The following is a 19492-nucleotide window of genomic DNA, read 5'->3' on the forward strand; positions in this document are numbered from 1 at the left end:
GTGACAAAGTAAGTTAGGCGTCAAATAGGCGACTAAAAATAATGGACAGTTTAAGAGGTCGAGGCGATCTTATGATTCATGCAACTGCGCTTATTGAAGCTGGTGCGAAATTGGGCAGCGGTGTGCGCGTCGGTGCATACACAATCATTCATGAAAATGTTGTGATTGGTGACAATTGCGAAATTGGCTCACATTGTGAGATTGGTGTTCCATCTCCTTTGTCCGATGGATCTCCGTTAATCATCGGTAACTCTTCTCTGATTCGATCCCATAGCGTTTTTTATGAAGGGTCTGTGTTTGGTGAAAAGCTTTCCACAGGACATAGAGTTACAGTTCGCGAGAAAACTGAAGCTGGGGATGGACTTCAGATTGGTACTCTTAGCGACATACAGGGACATTGCAAGATCGGGGAATACGTTAAGTTTCATAGCAATGTGCATGTTGGTCAGCATTCAGTAATTGGAAATTACGTTTGGATATTTCCATATGTTGTCTTAACTAATGATCCGCATCCACCAAGTAATGTTATGCAGGGTGTTACCATTGAGGATTTCGTAGCTATCGCTACAATGTCGGTCATCCTTCCGGGGGTCACAGTAAAGTCTGGGGCCTTGGTTGGCGCTCATAGCTCCGTCAGCAAAAATGTTGCCCCAGATACTGTTGTCGCCGGGAGTCCCGCTAAGTTCATTTGTGAGACCAAGGCAATCAAGCTCAAAGACGGTTCAGGGGAGAGTGCATATCCTTGGAGAAGGCATTTTCACAGAGGATACCCAGAAGCAGCCGTGGCAGCATGGGTAGCAGAATTTGCTTCCTCTTAAAATAGTTCGCTCAAGGGCTCAAGGTCGCTCTCAATCCGAATCTAAGGTAAGCGCTCCATGAGCCCATCACTCCAATTAGGAGTCGGTCGGTTTTATGAAGGGGAACTTTGGGCCGGGCGAGTTCAACCGGATAATCCAACTCCGGTTGAGACTTGCGTCTGTATTTTGGTGTGTGACAGTCTGTTTCTTAAAATGTCCGTAGGTGTGAACTCAAAGCGCTTTAGGTTTGGCTTTGACAAAAACAAGCTTGGTCAGCACGTACGTAAGCGGTAGAGAAAGGACTATTGCAGCAAGTGGAGCCAGGAACTCGGGGAGCATCAGTTTTTTTACCCAGAACCAAACTATAAATATCCCTAGGATATATTGCGCGATGTAGATGAAAGGAAAAAACAGCACGGATTTTAATCCTTGATGTTCCTTGAATACGAAAAAACGATTCATTACGAACGCTATCACAATTCCGCCGATATAACTGATTGAATAGCTCCAAATGTATGGAAAGAAATTCAGCATTATCAGATACAGCGCATAGGTAATGCCGGTGTTTAGGCCTCCTGTCAGGAGGAATCGGAAAAACTTAATTTCCATTAATTTCGTAAGGTTCACGTCAGTTAGCCAACTTTTTCTTCTTTCTCAATCAAAAACTGATCATAGTCACGAATGTAGTCTTCGGCTGCGTAATGTTCTGATGCAAATACCAGCAACACTGCGTCGGAGGAGTATTTGTACTGGATTCCCCATGTCATGGCCGGAAGGAACAGGCCCAGAGTGTGTGAGTCCAGGACAAATTCCTGTCTGTTCTTGCCGTTGTCAGCGACGACATGAACTGTGCCTTTGACCGCAACCAGAAACTGATGACATTCGCGATGGGCGTGCTCTCCCCTGGTTTCTTCGGTAGGCACATTGGAAACCAAGAAATAGCGTTTTACAGCGAAGGGAATATCTCGCTCAAACTCGCCGACGCTCAAGCTACCGCGAATATCAATAGCCTCCAGCATGCGGTGCAGCGTCACGCCGCACGGGTAAACCTCTGAGGTTCCAATCTTCGTCGGGCTTTCTACCAGCTTTCCGTCGGTTGGCTTAGCATCCACATAGCCAACAATTTTTGCAGGATTGCCAACGACGATCGCATTGGGTGGAACTGACTTTGTGACTACTGCACCCGCACCGACCATGGCGAAAGAGCCGATAGTAATGCCTGGCAAAATTGTCGAATTTGCACCCAGAGAGACGCCTTTTTTGATAACCGTTCTAGCAAATTCCATTGGATAGATGTTGTCTTGAGGGAGCGTGTCATTGGCGAATGTCACGTTAGGTCCAACGAAGACATCATCTTCAATTGTTATGCCATCCCAGACATGTACGCCGCATTTGAGCGTAACGCGCGAGCCTATGACGACATCGTTCTCCACAAAGACGTGGTCCCAAATATTACAGTCAGTTCCAATACGTGCATTTGCCAGCACATGCGTGAATGCGCAGATTTTTGAGCCGGAACCGATTGCAGAAGATTCACAAATCGCACGTTCATGAACGAAGAAATCCCTTGATTCACTCATTTATTCGCTCCAAATTCCGAAACTTTCATAGGGATCGCCAAAGGGCGTCCTTTAGTATTCTCATAGGTGCGCCATGCGTATGAACCGATAACACCAAGGCCCAAGAGGTTAAGGCTACCCAGTAGCGTGATCGTGAAAAGTGTCATCGCATATCCCGGCACGTCAATTAGCCCACCAAGCTTGGCTAACAGGACGCTGACACCGTACAGTGCAGAAACTACCGAGCCGGTAGCTCCGACCCGAATCAAAAGGCGGATGGGGAGGTCGGTGAATGAGAAAACGCTGTCCATCAGATAGTTAACTTTCTTTCTAAGTGTCCAGGCCGACTTGCCGTGTTCTCTTGCCGCTCGAGAGTAGGGGACAACCTGGCGACGGAATCCAAGCCAGAAAATTTGTGCAATCAGAGAGCTGTGGCGTTCTTCTAGCTTCAGTAGGTTGTTACGGAACTCCAGATTGCAGCTGAACATATCCACGCCACCGTCAGGCATTTCTGGAATCACATATCGCTTGTACAGACCCCAGAAAATATTTGATGCCAGTTTTGAAAAAAATGGATCTTGCCTGCCTTCCCGGACGCCCACGACAACGTCGACGGGTTCGCTATTGAGTATGCGATTCATCGTCAGTACCAAGCTCGGCGGTTCTTGTAAATCAGCTGCCATTACCGCAAATGTTCTGCCTTTGCCGTGCTGCAATCCTATTCTGATGGCCATGAACGAGCCGAAGTTTTTCGAAAGTAGAATCAGTTGAGAAGAAAAGGCCTGCTGGGGCAAGCAATCTCGCAGAATCTCATACGAGCGATCCGGGCTACCATCTACTACGAATACAACTTCCAATGCCCCCTGCAGTTGGACATTAAGGTCGTCAACAGCTTTCAAAAGCGAAGGAAGTGATTCCTCATTTCGGTAGACCGGGATAACGAGCGATAGCACACTAAATCCCCTGATTGAAGTAGTTGGAAACGACCTCAATCACGCGATCGATTTGCTGGCTGGTCAGTCCGGGGAAGCAGGGTAAGGAGACCAGTTTGGAACTCGCCAACTCGGTCACCGGCAGGTTGAATGTTTCGTTCAGAATATAAGCCGTTTGCCGGTGATCAGGAACCGGATAGTGAACATCAGTGCTAACACCGTGTTCTTTGAGGTAAGACGTAAAGGCGTCTCTGTCTTCAACGCGCAATACAAATAAGTGAGCAACAAAATCGTCACTCAAACTTGCCGGTAGCTTTACAGGCAGCTTTGCAAATGCTGCGCAGTATTGGCTCGCGATTGAACGGCGTTCCGAGTTCCACTGATCCAGTAGAGGGAGCTTCACGCGTAAAATAGCGGCTTGCATTTCATCGAGTCGGCTATTGCGCCCCAGTGGCACGGTGACGTGATACTTGGTCGACCAGCCATACTGGCGCAGTGAGAGTAAACGTTTTGCTATATCGGAGGATGAGGTGACGATTGCACCGCCATCACCGAGCGCTCCTAGATTTTTGGTGGGGTAGAAGCTGAAACAGGCCAGATCCCCGAAAGAACCGCATTGTCTCTTGGCAGATCGCGCTCCGTGGGATTGAGCACAATCTTCCAGTACCGCCGCGCCAGTGGATCGAGAAATGGCTGCTAGCGTTTCAATATCAGCCATTTGCCCATAAAGATGAGTGACGATAACGACCTTTGCAGGCTTGGACAGTGCCATTTTCAGTGAAACTGGACACATTGTCAGGGACGTATCGTCGACATCCACATACACCGGTTCAGCACCGACTGCACGGATGGCCGTGCTGCTATAGAACCCGGCATTGGCCACTGTGACGACGCGATCACCAGGTCCGACGCCCAGCCCAAGCAGAGCAATTTCCAGCGCGTCGGAGCCATTGGCGACAGAGATACAGTGTTCTGTCCCAACGTAGTCAGCAAACTCGCGTTCAAATGCTTTTACCTCTTCACCCATGATGTACCAGTGACGATTGACGACGCGCATCAGGGGGGCAGAAAAATCAATGCCAGCATTGGCCGCAACTGCAGAGAATAACGGAATTTGTTGATTTACGTCCATGATCCATCCAGAAAATTTTTGACTGCCTGCATTATAATGGGCGAAATTTTACTACACAAATCAGGTGATATGTCGACTGAATCGCCCCTATTCGTCGGCCATTTTTACCGAATGGTCCTTTCTTTTTGCCAACATCCAAAAGGCAATAAATACCAGCATAAGAGCGCCACTAATTAAATACGTCGTGTAGGACATCCAAGGGCCGTGTCGACCAAAATACAGTTGCCACAATGGCTCAGTCATAGGTAGTTTTAAAGCAAACGCTCTTTCCACTGATCCTGGTAGCCAAAATAATGGCGCGGCCAACAGTACGGAAAACCCTAATATCAGTTTTCTTATTCTTGATTTGATGCCGTACTGTGCAATAAATGCCACTAGGAATGGCAGAATAGCGACCCATTGCCGTGTCTCTGAGCCAATAGCCAATATAGGTAAAAAGCCTAGTATGGCTATTTTTACCGGGTAGTGAAGTCTTTTGCTGTCTGTCGATCTAAATAGAAGCGCTAGTGCAACGATAAAAAGCGGGCCAAAATATACAAAATGAGAGATCAATGGTTTGAGAGGTGCATTGAGGGACTGGAAGATCATGTTTTGCCATAAATTTGGTCCTTTAAAACCGGTGTTCCAGTTCAGTCCGAAATATAAAGCCGCGTGCCCAAAAATGCTGGCGAACAAAGCTAATAGTAGCCAATTTATTGATAAGTTTGAAAAAAATTCTTTTTGGGGGAAATGATTGCTCCATAGCCATGAGACCACTATCAGTGCACATAATACATACATAAAGCTTAACTTTTTTAAATTAGGCAAGCCTGGAGCGATAGATAAGCCGATATTCAGGAGTTCGGTGTCGGAGATTTGGTTGAGCGATGAATAAGTAAAGCTAGTCATGATTATTGAAAATAGCAAAAATAGCACTATTTTGAATTGAGGGGAGGTTGCCCATCGACTTAACCAGCCATTACTTTCTTGTGTGCTAGAAAAGGCCAATAGAGTGAAGGGGAGCAGAAAAAGTCCTGGCATTACTAGTGGGGAAATTAGGCAGAGGACGAGCAAGCTTGCACGATGTTTCTTGGAGAAACACCATAAGCTAAAGCAGGAAAATATTATCGCAAGATGATCGCTAAGTAGAGGATAATACGTTGACATAACCATAACAGGCCATGACAGCAGCATCATAAGTGTATATTCATTTGCTTTTTTTAGAGATAGGCCGGACCTCATTAGATAATCGAGAAAAAAGCCTGACGCAGCACCAAATCCAATGATGTTAAGTATTACTTGTATTTGAATAAGTTGTTGTCGGCTAAAGTCATGTAGGAACTCTAATGCTATAAGTGGTGCAAACCCTGGCAGCCTACTCATGCGATAGGGGTCTGTGTCTGGAAAGTGTTCTGACTGTTTCCAGTCAAATATGAGATTCAGATAGGCATTTCCATCCCATCCTGCTCCGTCGCCAACAGCGATAACGCCTGTGAACTGGTGAGTAAGAGTCAGAGCAATGATCGCGAAAATCGCCATGCGGTAAGCGGGAATTTTTTCGATGATCAGTTTTTTGACGAGCAGATTAGCAATGTACAGCGCGAGTGCGTAAGCGATTGTTAAAATGATGGCACTGTAAAGGAGCTCTTTGTATCTTATCGAATCACCAATCTCAAATATGATTTGTGGATCGGGGTCGGTGAAATGCAGCAGTAGTTCAGTCTGCTTCGGCTCTGAATTCGTTATCCCACTGGTTTTGGATATGAGTTGGTCGAGCGCCAGGGGTTGGTTCAAGCCTAGAAAGGTTACGCTGGCTTGATTGATCAGCATACTGGAATAATTGTTATTAGGATCCCATCGTATAAAACGCTCACCAATAGTCACTGGAAAACAAACTTTCTGCCTACCTTGAGTCAGCACTTTTGAAGTCGACTGATGTTCATTGAACGCCTCGGGAGTTCTCGAGGTGAATGCTTGTGTGAGTCCGTTCGCCGAACTGTCAATGTTGAAGCAGATATTATGCCGGGTACTATCTAATGCTCCTGTTACCTTCGCAAGGTAAAGAGAGGCCAGCGAAAATAATAGACATACACATGGGAACACCAGCCAGGCTGTTTTTTTACTCATGAGAGTCATCCGCTTGATATTGAGCGTGCGTTGGATCCGGTGTGTTGCTCAACTTGATGAGGTAAATGCCATTATCATAGCGAACGGATCCTTCTGCCGGCCACACAGACATCGTGTCAAAGCGCGGTGTCAGAGGGATTCTTGTCGCATTGCCTATGGCAGAAACGTTTGTGAAGCCAATCAGTCGCATGTACTCCATCATTCGATAGACGTTGCCTTGATCCCAATTGAAAAACGATGAGCTCATTGTGGAAGTGTCGGGCGCCGGGTATCTACTTTCGAAGGGCAGTCTGCCATATACATCAACCAGCACCTGCTCGTTTCTGTCGAACTTAGGATTTTGCTGGCTGATCCGATTGTAAAGTGCTTCTGCGGTGAATCGATCATGGGTGGTGGCCATCATCGTACTTGCGGAATATTGGCCATTGGCAGAAACCATTTGAAACAGCATGATTATTGCGATAACGGTGCCAATAACACGCATCAATCCCTTTTTTTCAAGGACGATGATCGTGGCGATCCAACTTATAAAAGAGACGGCGAGCATGGCGCGTAGCGGGAGGTATAGGGCACCGGTGATAAAGTTCAGCAAGAAGGGAGCGATTAGCATTGATGCAATAAGAAAGCCCATCCATAGGGAGGCTTTCCATGTTTTCTGTGTGACTAAAAATAGAATCGCCAGTCCAAGCATGACGAACGTGCTGAAGAAAGAGACACCATATGTTTGGGGGGAGCCTGTGTAGAATTTCCACATTTCCATTAAGACAAGTTTGGTTATCCTGATCGGATCAGCGAGTAGATCATTGATGCGTAGGAAACTGTCAATATAGCTTCTGTTCGAAGGGTAGGCAAGTTGTGCAAGTTTATTTAGTGCAGTGTATAGAATTACTCCACTGATAAGCGTTCCGACCAGTAGCGCGACTCTGTGCAGGGTTGGCTTCAAGATCAGCTTGATCGTTATGTTGTCTTTCTTGTACGCAAATACGATTACGCCGATACCCGCAACGATGTAAAACATAATCAGCGATTGGTAAGCGCCAATTGCCAATGATAGAAAAAAGCTGGCAAAAAAGGCTTGGCCGATAATTTTGATTTTTGAATCTTCGCTAATCCGTGATTTGGAAAACATAAAAATAGCAATCGACAACATCAAAACGCCAAGACCCGTGGATGGAATATTGGAGTAGAACTCGCCGATGAACCACCAGATTGGGTGCGCGATCAGAATGCAGTACGCCAATGCCACAACCCAATTGAATTTTAGGTTATAAGCCCGAAGTATGAACATGTACGATAGCGCGAGGCATGTGTAGAAAAACAGGTTGGGTACAAAGGGCATCACGGGTTGAGGAAATACAAATTTCTCGACTAAAAACGCCGTCCAACGCCCGTCGGGTATCCATCCCGATGGGTCTGTACGGAAGGCGCCGCGTTCGTCATCTACAGATAAAAAGAAATTCACTACGGGGACAATATTTAGGAAAATACCTATTCCCAGCAATTTAGAAAATTCATTCAGGGAGAAGCTTTCTCGAGCGAAGAGGGCCTTCAACTCTTTGATGTAAGCGCGATCTTCTTGCAGAAATTCGAGAATTTTTTCGTTCCATTTAATCCATCCGAGTACAGAAAATGCTCCCGCCAACCCCAGCAGGATTGCGTTGATGCTTCGCAATTTGTCCAGCAAGTTTCTGTTGATATGAATGTTTATCTGGGGGTCCGTGGCGCCCGCTGGGGCAATGAAGTGCACATAGCCATCGGTGCGCTCGGCCTCCTTGATTTGTATAAATGGCGTCAGATTTTTCAACTCCACCGCTTTCGAATAACCCAGAACACGAATGGTGACGGCTTTTACAAAGAAGGAACCGGAGCTTTCCAGCGGGTCCCATCTTAGATCGCTATCATATTGCAGCAAGGTAAAATTGAATGTTTGGCTATCCGTATCCAGTTTATTGATCGATGAGTTACTTTCCTTGTACACGTCATCGTTCTTATAAAAAAGTTGCGATTGTTTCGCCGGAAAGTGCGCTGTCTGGATCGTAATGCTAGGCGCGAGCACGGCGCTTTTCAGGAGGAGCCACGTAAAGATTAAAGTGAGTAGTCCCCCCGCTGTAGCCCATTTCAATATGGTTTTTATTTGTGACATGGACCCAGTCTGCATCACGTGCACTCACTTCCCTATTCTTGGTTTAATCGGTGGATTTTGTTTTGGTCGAGATTTTTATTGGTTTGATTTTTCGATATTTTGTGGGCGCATTCCGCGCCCCCTAATAACAGTCATCGTGCTGTCTGCCGGTAACTCTCTGTTTACTGGTCGAGGCCGAAAGTCACCTTGGCTTTGTGAGGCAAAAAATCTTGTCGCGTAGTATACCTATTTGGCCATGAGGCAGCAGCTGAGGTCTATCATCCGGTGCAAAGCTTCTTGATTGAACGAAGGCCGCAACGGCACGGTCACATAAAGTTGGAGGGCTTGACCCGCAGGGCAGGGCTTTGCACCTTGCTGGAGCCGTTCTTTTTTCTGTAACGAAGATCTTTACCTCCGTACAATGTGTTCGCCGGTACAACCAAGGGAGGAGGCCAGATTGGTACAGGAGCATATGGATAGACTGCGTGGTGTTTTGTTGGCTCTGCCGCGGCGCCAGAAACGATTGATTCAGGTTCTGACGGACGTCGTTCTCGTTTGGGTAGCCTTGTGGCTGGCGTTTATCGTCCGATTGGGGATCGACGAAATGGTCAATCCCCTGAAGGTTCACCTCTGGCTGTTTCTCTGTGCTCCGGTCGTAGCGATTCCCCTTTTTATCCGTTTTGGTATGTATCGGGCGGTGATGCGCTATTTTGGCAACGACGCACTTGTCGTCATAATCAAAGCAGTGAGTCTTTCTTCGCTCATTCTCGCATTGGTTGTCTACTGGTACAGCAACCACCAAACCGTCGTCCCACGCTCCATCATCTTCAACTATTGGTGGCTGAGCATGGTGATCATCGGCGGCCTACGCCTCTGCATGCGCCAATACTTCATGGGCGACTGGTTCACCGCCGCCCAGCACGTACCGTTCACCAACCGCGACGACGGCCTCACCAAAGTCGCCATCTACGGTGCAGGCGTCGCAGGCAATCAGTTAGTTGCTGCCTTGCGCATGGGCCGAGTCATGCGCCCCGTGGCATTCATCGACGACGACCCCAGCATCGCCGATCGCTCTATCTCCGGCCTTCAGGTCTATAAACCCAAACACATCCAGCAAATGATCGACGTCACCGGTGCCCAGGAAATCCTCCTGGCCCTACCGTCATCCACCCGTGCACGACGCCGGGAAATCCTCAATCTGCTGGAAGGTTATCCACTTCACGTACGAAGCGTCCCGAACTTCACCGATCTGGCCAGCGGCCGGGTCAAGGTTGAAGACATTCAGGAGGTGGATATCGCCGATTTGCTGGGCCGTGATGCTGTGCCAGCCCAAGCCGATTTGCTCGAACGCTGTATCAAAGGCAAGACCGTGATGGTCACTGGCGCCGGCGGGTCGATCGGTTCTGAGCTGTGCCGGCAGATTTTCTCCCTTGGCCCGACCACGCTTCTGCTGTTTGAGCACAGTGAATTCAACCTTTACAGCATTCTGTCGGAGTTGGAGCAGCGCGGTTGTCGTGAGTCAGTGTCGGTCAAGTTGCTGCCTATCCTCGGCTCCATCCGTCATCCGCACAAACTGCTTGATGTGATGAAGACCTGGCGCGTGGATACCGTCTATCACGCGGCTGCTTATAAGCATGTGCCGATGGTGGAGCACAACATTGCCGAAGGCGTGCTCAACAATGTCATTGGCACGTTGAACACTGCTCAGGCTGCCTTGCAGGCGGGTGTGGCCAACTTCGTGCTGATTTCTACCGATAAAGCCGTTCGTCCGACCAACATCATGGGCAGCACCAAGCGTCTGGCGGAGCTGACGCTTCAGGCCCTCAGTCGTGAAGTTGCCCCGGTACTGTTTGGCGACAAGGCCAATGTATCCCGGGTCAACAAAACCCGTTTCACCATGGTGCGTTTTGGCAATGTGTTGGGGTCGTCCGGTTCGGTGATTCCGTTGTTCCACAGTCAGATCAAGTCCGGTGGCCCATTGACGGTCACGCACCCGAAAATCACCCGCTACTTCATGACCATCCCGGAAGCCGCGCAATTGGTGATTCAGGCCGGCTCCATGGGGCAGGGCGGTGATGTATTCGTGCTGGATATGGGGGAACCGGTGAAGATCATCGAACTGGCGGAGAAGATGATTCACCTGTCCGGTTTGAGCATTCGTTCGGAGAAGAACCTGCACGGTGACATCTCCATTGAGTTCACTGGTCTGCGTCCGGGCGAGAAGCTCTACGAAGAGTTGTTGATCGGGGATAACGTCGCTGCGACGCCGCATCCGATGATCATGACCGCCAACGAAGATCATTTACCCTGGGACGTGCTCAAGGGCCGCTTGACTGAGCTGTTGTTGGCGGTCGAGCAGGACGATTATTCCCGCGTGCGCCAGCTCTTGCGCGAAACGGTCAGCGGTTATACCCCCGACGGAGAGATTGTCGACTGGATTCACCAGCAACGCCGTCTCGAGCCCTGATTGTTTCACATCCTGTAACTGACACACTTTTGACAGCTCCGCCACATCGCCTAAGTTTGGGAGGCAGCTTCGGAAAAGCTGCTTTCTCAATCGATGTCATGGAGCTTCATTTATGCGTACTGGCTATTTCTATTCTCTGGTTTTTGCCCTGCTCACCAGCGCCTCTATTGCGGCCATTGCTGCGCCGACAGCGGTGCCGGAGGCTGTCAAGGCACCCTTGATGCTGGACGTTGCCGCCAAGGCTCAAACGAGTAAGGTCGATCTCAATGGGGCTGATGCGCCGACTCTGCAGCGCGAGCTGTCCGGGATTGGTGAGGCGAAAGCCAAGGCGATTGTTGCGTATCGTGAGAGTAATGGGCCATTTTCGTCCGTCGACGAATTGCTGGAAGTGAAAGGGATCGGCAAAGCCATTCTGGACAAGAATCGCGAGAAGCTGGAAGTGAACTAAGCTTGTAAATCTACGCCAAGAGGCCGGTCACTGACCGGCCTTTTTGCTTATTGCCGCGGAGGGTGATCTGGCACCTTTCATCGGGGTGGAGAAAATTACGGCTATCATATGGTATTCAGATTATGCCTATAATAAATTCATCATTCGCTGAAGCGCCCTGACATTCAGGCGCTCGCCTTCTTCAAGCATCTCCCGGGAGCACAGTCATGAATTCTGTCCAGAACCAAGGTACGGCCCTTGTCACCGGCGCTTCTTCCGGCATTGGTGCGGTTTACGCTGAGCGGTTGGCGACCCGTGGTTTTGATTTGCTGCTGGTTGCCCGTGATCTGGAACGGCTGGAGGCCGCGGCGAGCAAGTTGCGCGCCGCGCATGGTGTTCAGGTGGAGGTGCTGAAGGCGGATCTGACGCAAAAAGATGATGTGTTGAAGATTGAGCAGCGTCTGCGCAGCGATTCGAGCATCAGCCTGTTGCTGAACAACGCTGGAGTTGCTGCAGATGGGTTGCTGGCCAACGCTGACATGGATCAGCTGGAACGCTTGATTCAGCTGAACGTCACCACGGTGACGCGGCTGGCCTCGGCAGCGGCGGCCAGTTTTACCAAGGCCGGTCGCGGGACGATCGTTAATATCGCGTCGGTGGTGGCGTTGTTTCCTGAGCGGTTCAATGCGACGTACAGCGCGAGCAAGGCGTATGTGTTGAGTCTGACCCAGTCGTTGAACACCGAGCTTGCGGGCACCGGGGTCCAGGTTCAAGCGGTGTTGCCGGGCGTAACACGCACCGAAATCTGGGAGCGCGCCGGTATCGATGCGACCCAGATTCCGGCGGAGATGGTCATGGAAGCAGGGGAGATGGTCGACGCGGCGTTGTCGGGTCTGGATCAGGGTGAGTTGATTACCATTCCTTCCTTGCCGAATCTCTCTGAGTGGGAGTCCTATGTAGCGGCGCGTCATGCGATGGCGCCGAATCTGTCCAGAAGCACGGCCGCCACGCGTTACAAGTGAGGCACCATGAATCGGCTTGAGGTATTTGCGTTATGAGTAATCGTCGAGTGGTGGTCACGGGCATGGGCCTGGTGTCGCCGTTGGGTAGTGGCGTCGAAGCGGTTTGGGCGCGTTTGTTAGCCGGACGTTCCGGGTTACGGGCGTTACCGGACGAGGTGGTTGCCGATCTGTCCACCAAGGTCGGTGGTGCGGTGCAAACCCTGGCGGAAGATCCCGAGGCGGGTTTTGATCCGGATCGGGCGACGCCGCCCAAAGAGCAGAAGAAGATGGACCGCTTCATTATGTTTGCCATGGAGGCGGCGCGTCAGGCACTGGAGCAGGCCGGTTGGCAACCGCAGGACGCCAACGCCCAGGAGCGCACTGCCACCATTATTGGCTCGGGCGTGGGTGGTTTCGGCGCGATTGCCGATGCGGTGCGTACCACCGACAACCGTGGCCCGCGACGTTTGTCGCCGTTCACCATTCCTTCATTTCTGGTCAACCTCGCTGCGGGCCATGTGTCGATCGAGCACGGTTTCAAGGGCCCTTTGGGGGCTCCGGTAACGGCGTGCGCGGCCGGGGTTCAGGCGATTGGTGACGCGGCGCGGCTGATTCGATGTGGCGAGGCGGATATTGCAGTGTGTGGTGGTGCGGAGGCGGCGATCGATCGTGTCAGCCTCGCCGGGTTCGCGGCGGCAAGAGCCTTGTCCAGCGGCTATAACGACACTCCGGAGCGCTCCTCGCGACCGTTCGACAGTGGTCGCGATGGCTTTGTGATGGGCGAGGGCTCGGGCCTTCTGGTGATCGAGTCCCTGGAACATGCTTTGGCGCGTGGCGCTCAGCCGTTGGCCGAGCTGGTCGGTTACGGCACCAGTGCCGATGCTTATCACCTCACCGCGGGGCCTGAAGATGGCAGCGGTGCGCGTCGGGCGATGTCGCTGGCGTTGGCTCAGGCGGGCATTTCGCCGACGCAGGTGCAGCATCTCAACGCTCATGCCACTTCTACACCGGTTGGGGATTTGGGGGAGTTGGCGGCCATCAAGTCGTTGTTTGGCTCGGACAACAAGATAGCCGTGACATCGACCAAGTCTGCGACCGGGCATTTGCTCGGCGCTGCTGGTGGGATCGAGGCGATCTTTACCCTGTTGGCACTCCGCGATCAGGTGGCGCCGGCGACGCTCAATTTCGATAACCCGGATCCGGCGGCGCAAGGGGTGGACATTGTTCACGGTCAGGCGCGGCCAATGACGATCGAGTACGCGATGTCCAACGGCTTCGGGTTTGGTGGCGTGAATGCCAGTGTGTTGTTCAAGCGCTGGGAGGGCTAGTTCGCCGGGATGGCACGAATAGTGATTACTCATTCGCTGACGATTGTTGAACAATCTAGAGGCGTTGAGTATGAGCAGCGGACTGTCCCTGGCCGACCACATCACATTGGAGCTACGCGCTGACATCATCGGCGGTCGTTTGCTGCCCGGCATGGCGTTGGTGGAAAACGATCTGGTGTCGGCCTACAACGCCTCGCGAAACACGATTCGCGAGGCGTTGCACCGTCTGGGGCAAGAAGGGCTGACCCGTTACGTGCGCAACAAAGGGGTGATGGTGCGCAGGTTGGGGGCTGATGATGTGCGCGATCTGTTCAAGGTCCGTCGCGCTCTGGAACTGCAAGCCATCAGCGCCAGTCAGCCGCTGCGTGAGTATCAGTCCGACCGGATGCTTGAGGCTCTGGAAGCCACCGAGCTGGCCCGGGAGCGTGAGGACTGGCGTGCCGTCGGCACTCACAGCCTGGCATTTCATCAACACATCGTCGGATTGCTGCGCAGTCCATTGTTCGATGAGTTCTTCACCAACGTCGTCGCGCAATTGCGCCTGGTGTTTTGCACCGCTCCCGATGAATCACATTTTCAGGCGCCCTGGCTGGCGCGTGACCGGCAGATACATGACTTGCTGGCCGACGGCGACAAACGCGCCGCCGGCGACGCCATGAGCCTTTATCTTGACGACTCCGAACACCTCCTGTTGCAGATGCTTGCCCCTTCTTCCCATCACTGATCGAGGATTTGTGCCATGTACAAAGACTATCCGGCAGCCTATCAAGTCAGTAAAGGCTCGGCCTTGCAGGTAGACACGGCTTTCTACGAGAGAGTCCGGGACAAGAAAGAGGGGCGCACGCTGATCGAACAGTTCGAAGTGCCGATCCGCACCGGCCGTGCCTGGAATGTGCCGGCGGGGCATGTGTTCAGGGTCACGACCCCTGTCGGCCCGCAAGTCGGCGACTTCAATGTCTGGAATGCCCACGACCCGCGCGAACGCTTGTGGGCTGCGCGGACCCGGCAGTTGCAAGGGGCGCATGTCAGCACCCATGATCGGCTCTGGTCGAACCTGCCTTTCTTACGACCGCTGGTGACCATCACCGACGATAGCCTGGCCGGGTACGGCATCGACGAACATGGCGGGCGTTTGCACGACTTGCTGGGGACGCGGTGCGATCCGTATGTGAACAGAATGCTCACGGGCGAAGACTTCCATCATCACTGCCACTCGAATTTGACTCGCGCGGTGTTGCCCTATGGCCTGACCGAGTTTGACGTGCATGATGTGCTGAACATTTTCCAGTGCACCGGCCTGAATCACGACGACATGTACTTCATGAAAGCCTGCCCGGCGCAGAAGGGCGATTATCTGGAGTTCTTTGCCGAGATTGATTTGTTGTGCGCGCTGTCGACGTGTCCGGGGGGCGATCTGTCGCTGGCCATGTGGGGGCCGGATGCGCAGGATCCGCTGAGTGTGTGTCGCCCGCTGGGGGTGGAGATTTATCGGTTGGAGGATTCGGTGCTTGAGGGCTGGAGCCAGCCGGAACGTGCGGCTTACAAAGGGCTGCATGGCTTGCACATTGCCAAGGCCGATTGGGAGAAATAGAAGCGCTTTTATGGCAAGGGGCGCTTGCCCCAATGCCGGACCTGTAGGAGCCAGGCTTGCCGGCGAAGGCGTCCTTAAGAGCGCCTTCGCCGGCAAGCCTGGCTCCTACAGGTCCGGCATTTGAGCAAGCTCCCTCGCCACAATTTTCGGTCAGCGGTCCTGCGCATCCTTGGCATCCGCTTCCGCGTTGCGTTCGGCGACGCGTTTACGTTGCTCTTCAGTCAATTCGACCTTGTTGGCGGTGTCGCGCAGCATCATCAAACCGCCAACGATCGAGCCGATGGCAACGATCAGAATCAACCAGGCATACCAGGGCATAGGGCTCTCCTTGAGGGCAGGCCGATTGGCGGTTTTCGCCGACCGATCGTGCATACCACTTTGAGCGATTAATTTTCGCAGTGGTTCCATTCTATGCCTGATATGCCGTAGACGCCGTACATCCTTGCAGGCGCGGTGTGTGAAGTCAGAGCCCGGTCAACATTGCATCCGCCGGCGCATCGGCTCGCAATTGCGCGGTGAGCATGAAGTACACGAAACCCACTGCCATGAAGCCGAGGAAGATCAACCCGATCAAGGTGTTGAACCAGGCCATCGCCACCAGGCAAACCACCGCCAGCACCAGCGCAATGAACGGCACCAACGGGTAGCAGGGCGCGCGGAAGGTGCGTTCCAGGTTCGGTTCGGTTTTGCGCAGTTTGAACAGGCTGAGCATGCTCATGATGTACATCACGATCGCGCCGAATACCGCGATGGTGATCATCGCCGCCGTCAGCGTCATGCCGCCGAGGTTGATCAGGCCGTCGCTGTAGATCGCTGCGATGCCGATTACGCCACCGGCGATGATTGCCCGGTGCGGGGTCTGGAAGCGCGACAGTTTGGCCAGGGATGCCGGCAGGTAACCGGCCCGGGCGAGGGCGAAGAACTGCCGCGAATAGCCGAGGATGATCCCGTGGAAACTCGCCACCAGGCCGAACAGGCCGATCCACACCAGCATGTGCAACCAGCCGGAGCTTTCGCCGACCACGGCTTTCATGGCTTGCGGCAGCGGATCGTTGATGTTCGACAGGGTGCGCCAATCGCCGACGCCGCCGGCAAAGAACATCACGCCCATGGCCAACAGTACCAGGGTCAGGATGCCGCTGATGTAGGCTTTGGGAATCGTGCGTTTCGGGTCCTTGGCTTCTTCGGCAGCCATGGCTGCACCTTCGATGGCCAGGAAGAACCAGATGGCAAATGGAATAGCCGCGAACATGCCGGCAATCGCGGGCGCACCGAACACATCAGAACCGGCCCAGCCGTTGAGCGCGAAGTTACTGAAGCTGAACGCCGGGGCGACCACGCCCATGAATACCAGCAACTCGGCGACCGCCAGTACACAGACCACCAGTTCGAAGGTCGCGGCGAGTTTCACGCCGAGGATATTCAGGGCCATAAACACAATGTAGGCACCGACTGCCGCGTGTTTCGGGTCGAGGGCCGGAAACTGCACGTTCAGGTAGGCGCCGATTGCCAAGGCAATCGCTGGTGGGGCAAAGACGAATTCAATCAGCGTCGCCAGCCCGGCAATCAATCCACCTTTTTCGCCAAAGGCGCGGCGGCTGTAGGCAAAGGGACCGCCGGCATGGGGAATGGCGGTGGTCAGTTCGGTGAAACTGAAGATGAAGCAGGTGTACATCGTGGCGACCATGAACGAGGTCACCAGAAAGCCAAGTGTCCCGGCAACGCCCCAGCCATAACTCCAGCCAAAGTACTCACCGGAAATCACCAGCCCGACCGCGATACCCCAAAGGTGCAGCGTGCCCAGCGTGGGTTTGAGTTGTGTGTTCATGCGTTGCTCCCTGAACGGTTTGGAAAGCTCGGGGAGGGTGTGTGCAGTGGGCGTGCCATTTTGCAGGTGAGCGTCGTAAAGCGCTGAAAGCTGTCGTATCGGGGATGTTCGCGGCTGAATGAACGCTTTTTGTGCGCCAGCTAGGGGCAGTGGTGCCTGTTCTGCCGCCATCGCGGGCAAGCCCGCTCCCACAGGTTTTTTGAGTGTCTGGGCGAACGCATTCCACTGTGGGAGCGGGCTTGCCCGCGATGAGGCCCGTCCGGACACCGCAGTAACAAAGCCATAAACCCAGTCTTTACGCATTCTTTATGTCCCGCCCCATCCCTCGATCTCGCGCCTTTACAGCCTCCCTTGCAGACAATCACTCCACACGCGGCAATACGCCGTAACACGGAGAACTTCCATGAGCGTTCTGGACGGAGTGTCACTGCTATTGGCAGTGGGGCTGTTCATTTATCTGTTGGTTGCGCTGTTGCGCGCGGACCGGAACTAGGAGCGGCTATGCACAGTTATGACTATTGGCTGATCCTCGCCTTCTTCGCCGTGGTGCTGATCCCGGCACCGTTTCTGGGGCGCTTCTATTACAAGGTGATGGAAGGGCAGCGCACCTGGCTCTCGCCGATTCTCGGGCCGGTGGAACGCGGCTGTTATCGGGTGGCCGGCGTCGATTCGCAGGCCGAACAGAGCTGGCAGAAATACACCCTGGCCTTGTTCGCCTTCAACCTCGCGGGTTTTTTGCTGCTGTTTGCGATCCTGCTGTTTCAGGATCACTTGCCGCTGAATCCACAAAACCTGCCAGGTCAGGAATGGACGCAAGCGTTCAACACCGCCGTCAGCTTCATGACCAACACCAACTGGCAGTCCTACAGCGGCGAAGCGACCCTCAGCTACCTGAGTCAGATGGTCGGCCTCACCGTGCAGAACTTCGTCAGCGCCGCCACCGGCCTCGCTGTGTTGGTTGCGCTGTGTCGCGGCATCGGTCGCAAATCCACCAAGACCCTGGGCAATTTCTGGGTCGACATGACCCGCGCCACCCTCTACGGCCTGTTGCCGCTGTGCCTGCTGCTGGCGCTGTTTCTGGTCTGGCAGGGCGTGCCACAAACCTTCGCTCATTACGTGAATGCCGTGACGATGCAAGGCGTCGATCAGGTGATTCCGCTCGGCCCCGCTGCCAGCCAGATCGCGATCAAGCAACTGGGCACCAACGGCGGTGGCTTCTTCGGTGTCAACTCGGCGCACCCGTTCGAGAACCCGACGGCCTGGAGCAATCTGTTCGAAGTCTCCTCGATCATTCTGATCCCGGTGGCGCTGGTGTTCACCTTTGGCCATTACGTGAAAGACCTGCGTCAGAGTCGCGCGATCATCGCCTGCATGCTGGCGCTGTTTTTGATCGGCGGCGCGACGTCGCTGTGGGCTGAATACCAACCCAATCCAACCCTGGCCAACGTCGCCGTCGAACAGACCGCGCCACTGGAAGGCAAGGAAGCGCGTTTTGGTACCACCGCCACCGTGCTGTGGTCGGTGACTACCACGGCGGCGTCGAACGGTTCGGTCAACGGTATGCACGACAGCTTCAACCCGCTGAGCGGCATGGTCGCGATGATCAACATGATGGTCGGCGAAGTGATTTTCGGCGGCGTCGGCGCCGGGCTCTACGGCATGTTGCTCAACGTGCTGATCGCGGTGTTCCTCGCAGGCCTGATGATCGGCCGTACACCGGAATACCTCGGCAAGAAACTGCAGGCCCGGGAAGTTCAACTGCTGGTAGTGACCTTGCTGGTGATGCCGGTCGGCGTGCTGGTGCTGGGTGCGATTGCCGCCAGCCTGCCAGGCCCGGTCGCGGCGGTGAGCAACCCCGGTGCTCACGGTTTCAGTCAGTTGCTGTATGCCTACACCTCGGCCAGTGCCAACAACGGTTCGGCGTTTGCGGGATTTGGGGCGAACACCGCGTTCCACAACCTGATGCTGGGGCTGGGCATGTTGATTGGGCGCTTCGGTTACATCCTTCCGGTTCTGGCGTTGGCTGGCAGCCTGGCGATGAAGAAAACCGCACCGATCGGCCAGAACAGCTTCCCGACCCATGGCCCGCTGTTCGTGACCCTGTTGACCGTGACCATTTTGCTGGTGGGTGGTTTGACCTTCCTGCCGACGCTGGCGCTGGGTCCAATTGCTGAACACCTGAGCCTGGGCTTCTAAGGAGTC

General features: G+C 53.3%; 17 protein-coding genes. 9 read left to right on the plus strand and 8 right to left on the minus strand.

Annotated elements, in window-relative coordinates:
• The first annotated feature begins 71 nt into the window (after window positions 1–71).
• Complete coding sequence (locus AB4O41_RS25080) at window positions 72–818, plus strand: acyltransferase (protein ID WP_460145093.1); 747 nt, start codon at window positions 72–74, stop codon at window positions 816–818.
• 210 nt (window positions 819–1028) lie between these two features.
• On the opposite strand, the gene AB4O41_RS25085 is transcribed toward AB4O41_RS25080, so the two are convergent.
• The 6 genes from AB4O41_RS25085 to AB4O41_RS25110 form a co-directional block, all read right to left on the minus strand.
• Window positions 1029–1406, minus strand: coding sequence for a GtrA family protein (locus AB4O41_RS25085; RefSeq protein ID WP_460145094.1), 378 nt, complete (start codon window positions 1404–1406; stop codon window positions 1029–1031).
• Window positions 1407–1429: 23 nt separating this feature from the next.
• A complete protein-coding gene (locus tag AB4O41_RS25090) occupies window positions 1430–2377 on the minus strand; it encodes a WxcM-like domain-containing protein (RefSeq protein ID WP_460145095.1) in 948 nt (315 codons plus the stop codon).
• Window positions 2374–3309, minus strand: coding sequence for a glycosyltransferase family 2 protein (locus tag AB4O41_RS25095; protein ID WP_460145097.1), 936 nt, complete (start codon window positions 3307–3309; stop codon window positions 2374–2376). Before AB4O41_RS25095 ends, AB4O41_RS25090 begins: the two co-directional genes overlap by 4 nt.
• A gap of 1 nt (window position 3310) precedes the next feature.
• A complete protein-coding gene (locus AB4O41_RS25100) occupies window positions 3311–4420 on the minus strand; it encodes a DegT/DnrJ/EryC1/StrS family aminotransferase (protein ID WP_460145098.1) in 1110 nt (369 codons plus the stop codon).
• A gap of 87 nt (window positions 4421–4507) precedes the next feature.
• Window positions 4508–6526: a hypothetical protein gene (locus AB4O41_RS25105; protein WP_460145100.1), complete on the minus strand. Its 2019-nt coding sequence runs from the start codon at window positions 6524–6526 to the stop codon at window positions 4508–4510.
• Complete coding sequence (locus tag AB4O41_RS25110) at window positions 6519–8504, minus strand: glucosyltransferase domain-containing protein (RefSeq protein ID WP_460145102.1); 1986 nt, start codon at window positions 8502–8504, stop codon at window positions 6519–6521. Before AB4O41_RS25110 ends, AB4O41_RS25105 begins: the two co-directional genes overlap by 8 nt.
• A 616-nt stretch (window positions 8505–9120) precedes the next feature.
• Here AB4O41_RS25110 and AB4O41_RS25115 point away from each other — a divergent pair.
• The 6 genes from AB4O41_RS25115 (at window position 9121) to AB4O41_RS25140 (ending at window position 15462) form a co-directional block, all read left to right on the plus strand.
• Window positions 9121–11115 (plus strand): polysaccharide biosynthesis protein, encoded by a 1995-nt coding sequence (locus AB4O41_RS25115; RefSeq protein WP_460145103.1) that lies wholly within the window; start codon window positions 9121–9123, stop codon window positions 11113–11115.
• A gap of 112 nt (window positions 11116–11227) precedes the next feature.
• Complete coding sequence (locus AB4O41_RS25120; RefSeq protein WP_460145104.1) at window positions 11228–11563, plus strand: ComEA family DNA-binding protein; 336 nt, start codon at window positions 11228–11230, stop codon at window positions 11561–11563.
• A gap of 206 nt (window positions 11564–11769) precedes the next feature.
• Window positions 11770–12564, plus strand: a complete 795-nt coding sequence (locus AB4O41_RS25125; protein WP_460145106.1) for an SDR family NAD(P)-dependent oxidoreductase — start codon at window positions 11770–11772, stop codon at window positions 12562–12564.
• A 32-nt stretch (window positions 12565–12596) separates the two neighbouring features.
• Window positions 12597–13871 carry a beta-ketoacyl-ACP synthase II gene (fabF, locus tag AB4O41_RS25130; RefSeq protein ID WP_460145107.1) on the plus strand — a complete coding sequence of 425 codons (1275 nt, stop codon included), beginning with the start codon at window positions 12597–12599 and terminating at the stop codon, window positions 13869–13871.
• 70 nt (window positions 13872–13941) lie between these two features.
• A complete protein-coding gene (locus tag AB4O41_RS25135; RefSeq protein WP_460145109.1) occupies window positions 13942–14595 on the plus strand; it encodes a GntR family transcriptional regulator in 654 nt (217 codons plus the stop codon).
• Between the two features lie 15 nt (window positions 14596–14610).
• Window positions 14611–15462, plus strand: a complete 852-nt coding sequence (locus AB4O41_RS25140) for an urea carboxylase-associated family protein (protein ID WP_460145110.1) — start codon at window positions 14611–14613, stop codon at window positions 15460–15462.
• A gap of 150 nt (window positions 15463–15612) precedes the next feature.
• On the opposite strand, the gene AB4O41_RS25145 is transcribed toward AB4O41_RS25140, so the two are convergent.
• Together AB4O41_RS25145 and eat are read right to left on the minus strand one after the other, a co-directional pair.
• Window positions 15613–15780, minus strand: coding sequence for a DUF2897 family protein (locus AB4O41_RS25145; RefSeq protein WP_008006000.1), 168 nt, complete (start codon window positions 15778–15780; stop codon window positions 15613–15615).
• Between the two features lie 145 nt (window positions 15781–15925).
• Window positions 15926–17290: an ethanolamine permease gene (gene eat / locus AB4O41_RS25150; protein WP_460145111.1), complete on the minus strand. Its 1365-nt coding sequence runs from the start codon at window positions 17288–17290 to the stop codon at window positions 15926–15928.
• A 403-nt stretch (window positions 17291–17693) separates the two neighbouring features.
• Between eat and kdpF the strand changes: the two genes are divergently transcribed.
• A complete protein-coding gene (gene kdpF / locus AB4O41_RS25155) occupies window positions 17694–17783 on the plus strand; it encodes a K(+)-transporting ATPase subunit F (RefSeq protein WP_007899818.1) in 90 nt (29 codons plus the stop codon).
• An 8-nt stretch (window positions 17784–17791) separates the two neighbouring features.
• Entirely contained in the window at window positions 17792–19486 is a 1695-nt protein-coding gene (gene kdpA / locus AB4O41_RS25160) for a potassium-transporting ATPase subunit KdpA (RefSeq protein WP_460145112.1), read from the plus strand.
• Window positions 19487–19492 lie beyond the last annotated feature (6 nt).

This window comes from Pseudomonas sp. S2_A02 (assembly GCF_054668495.1).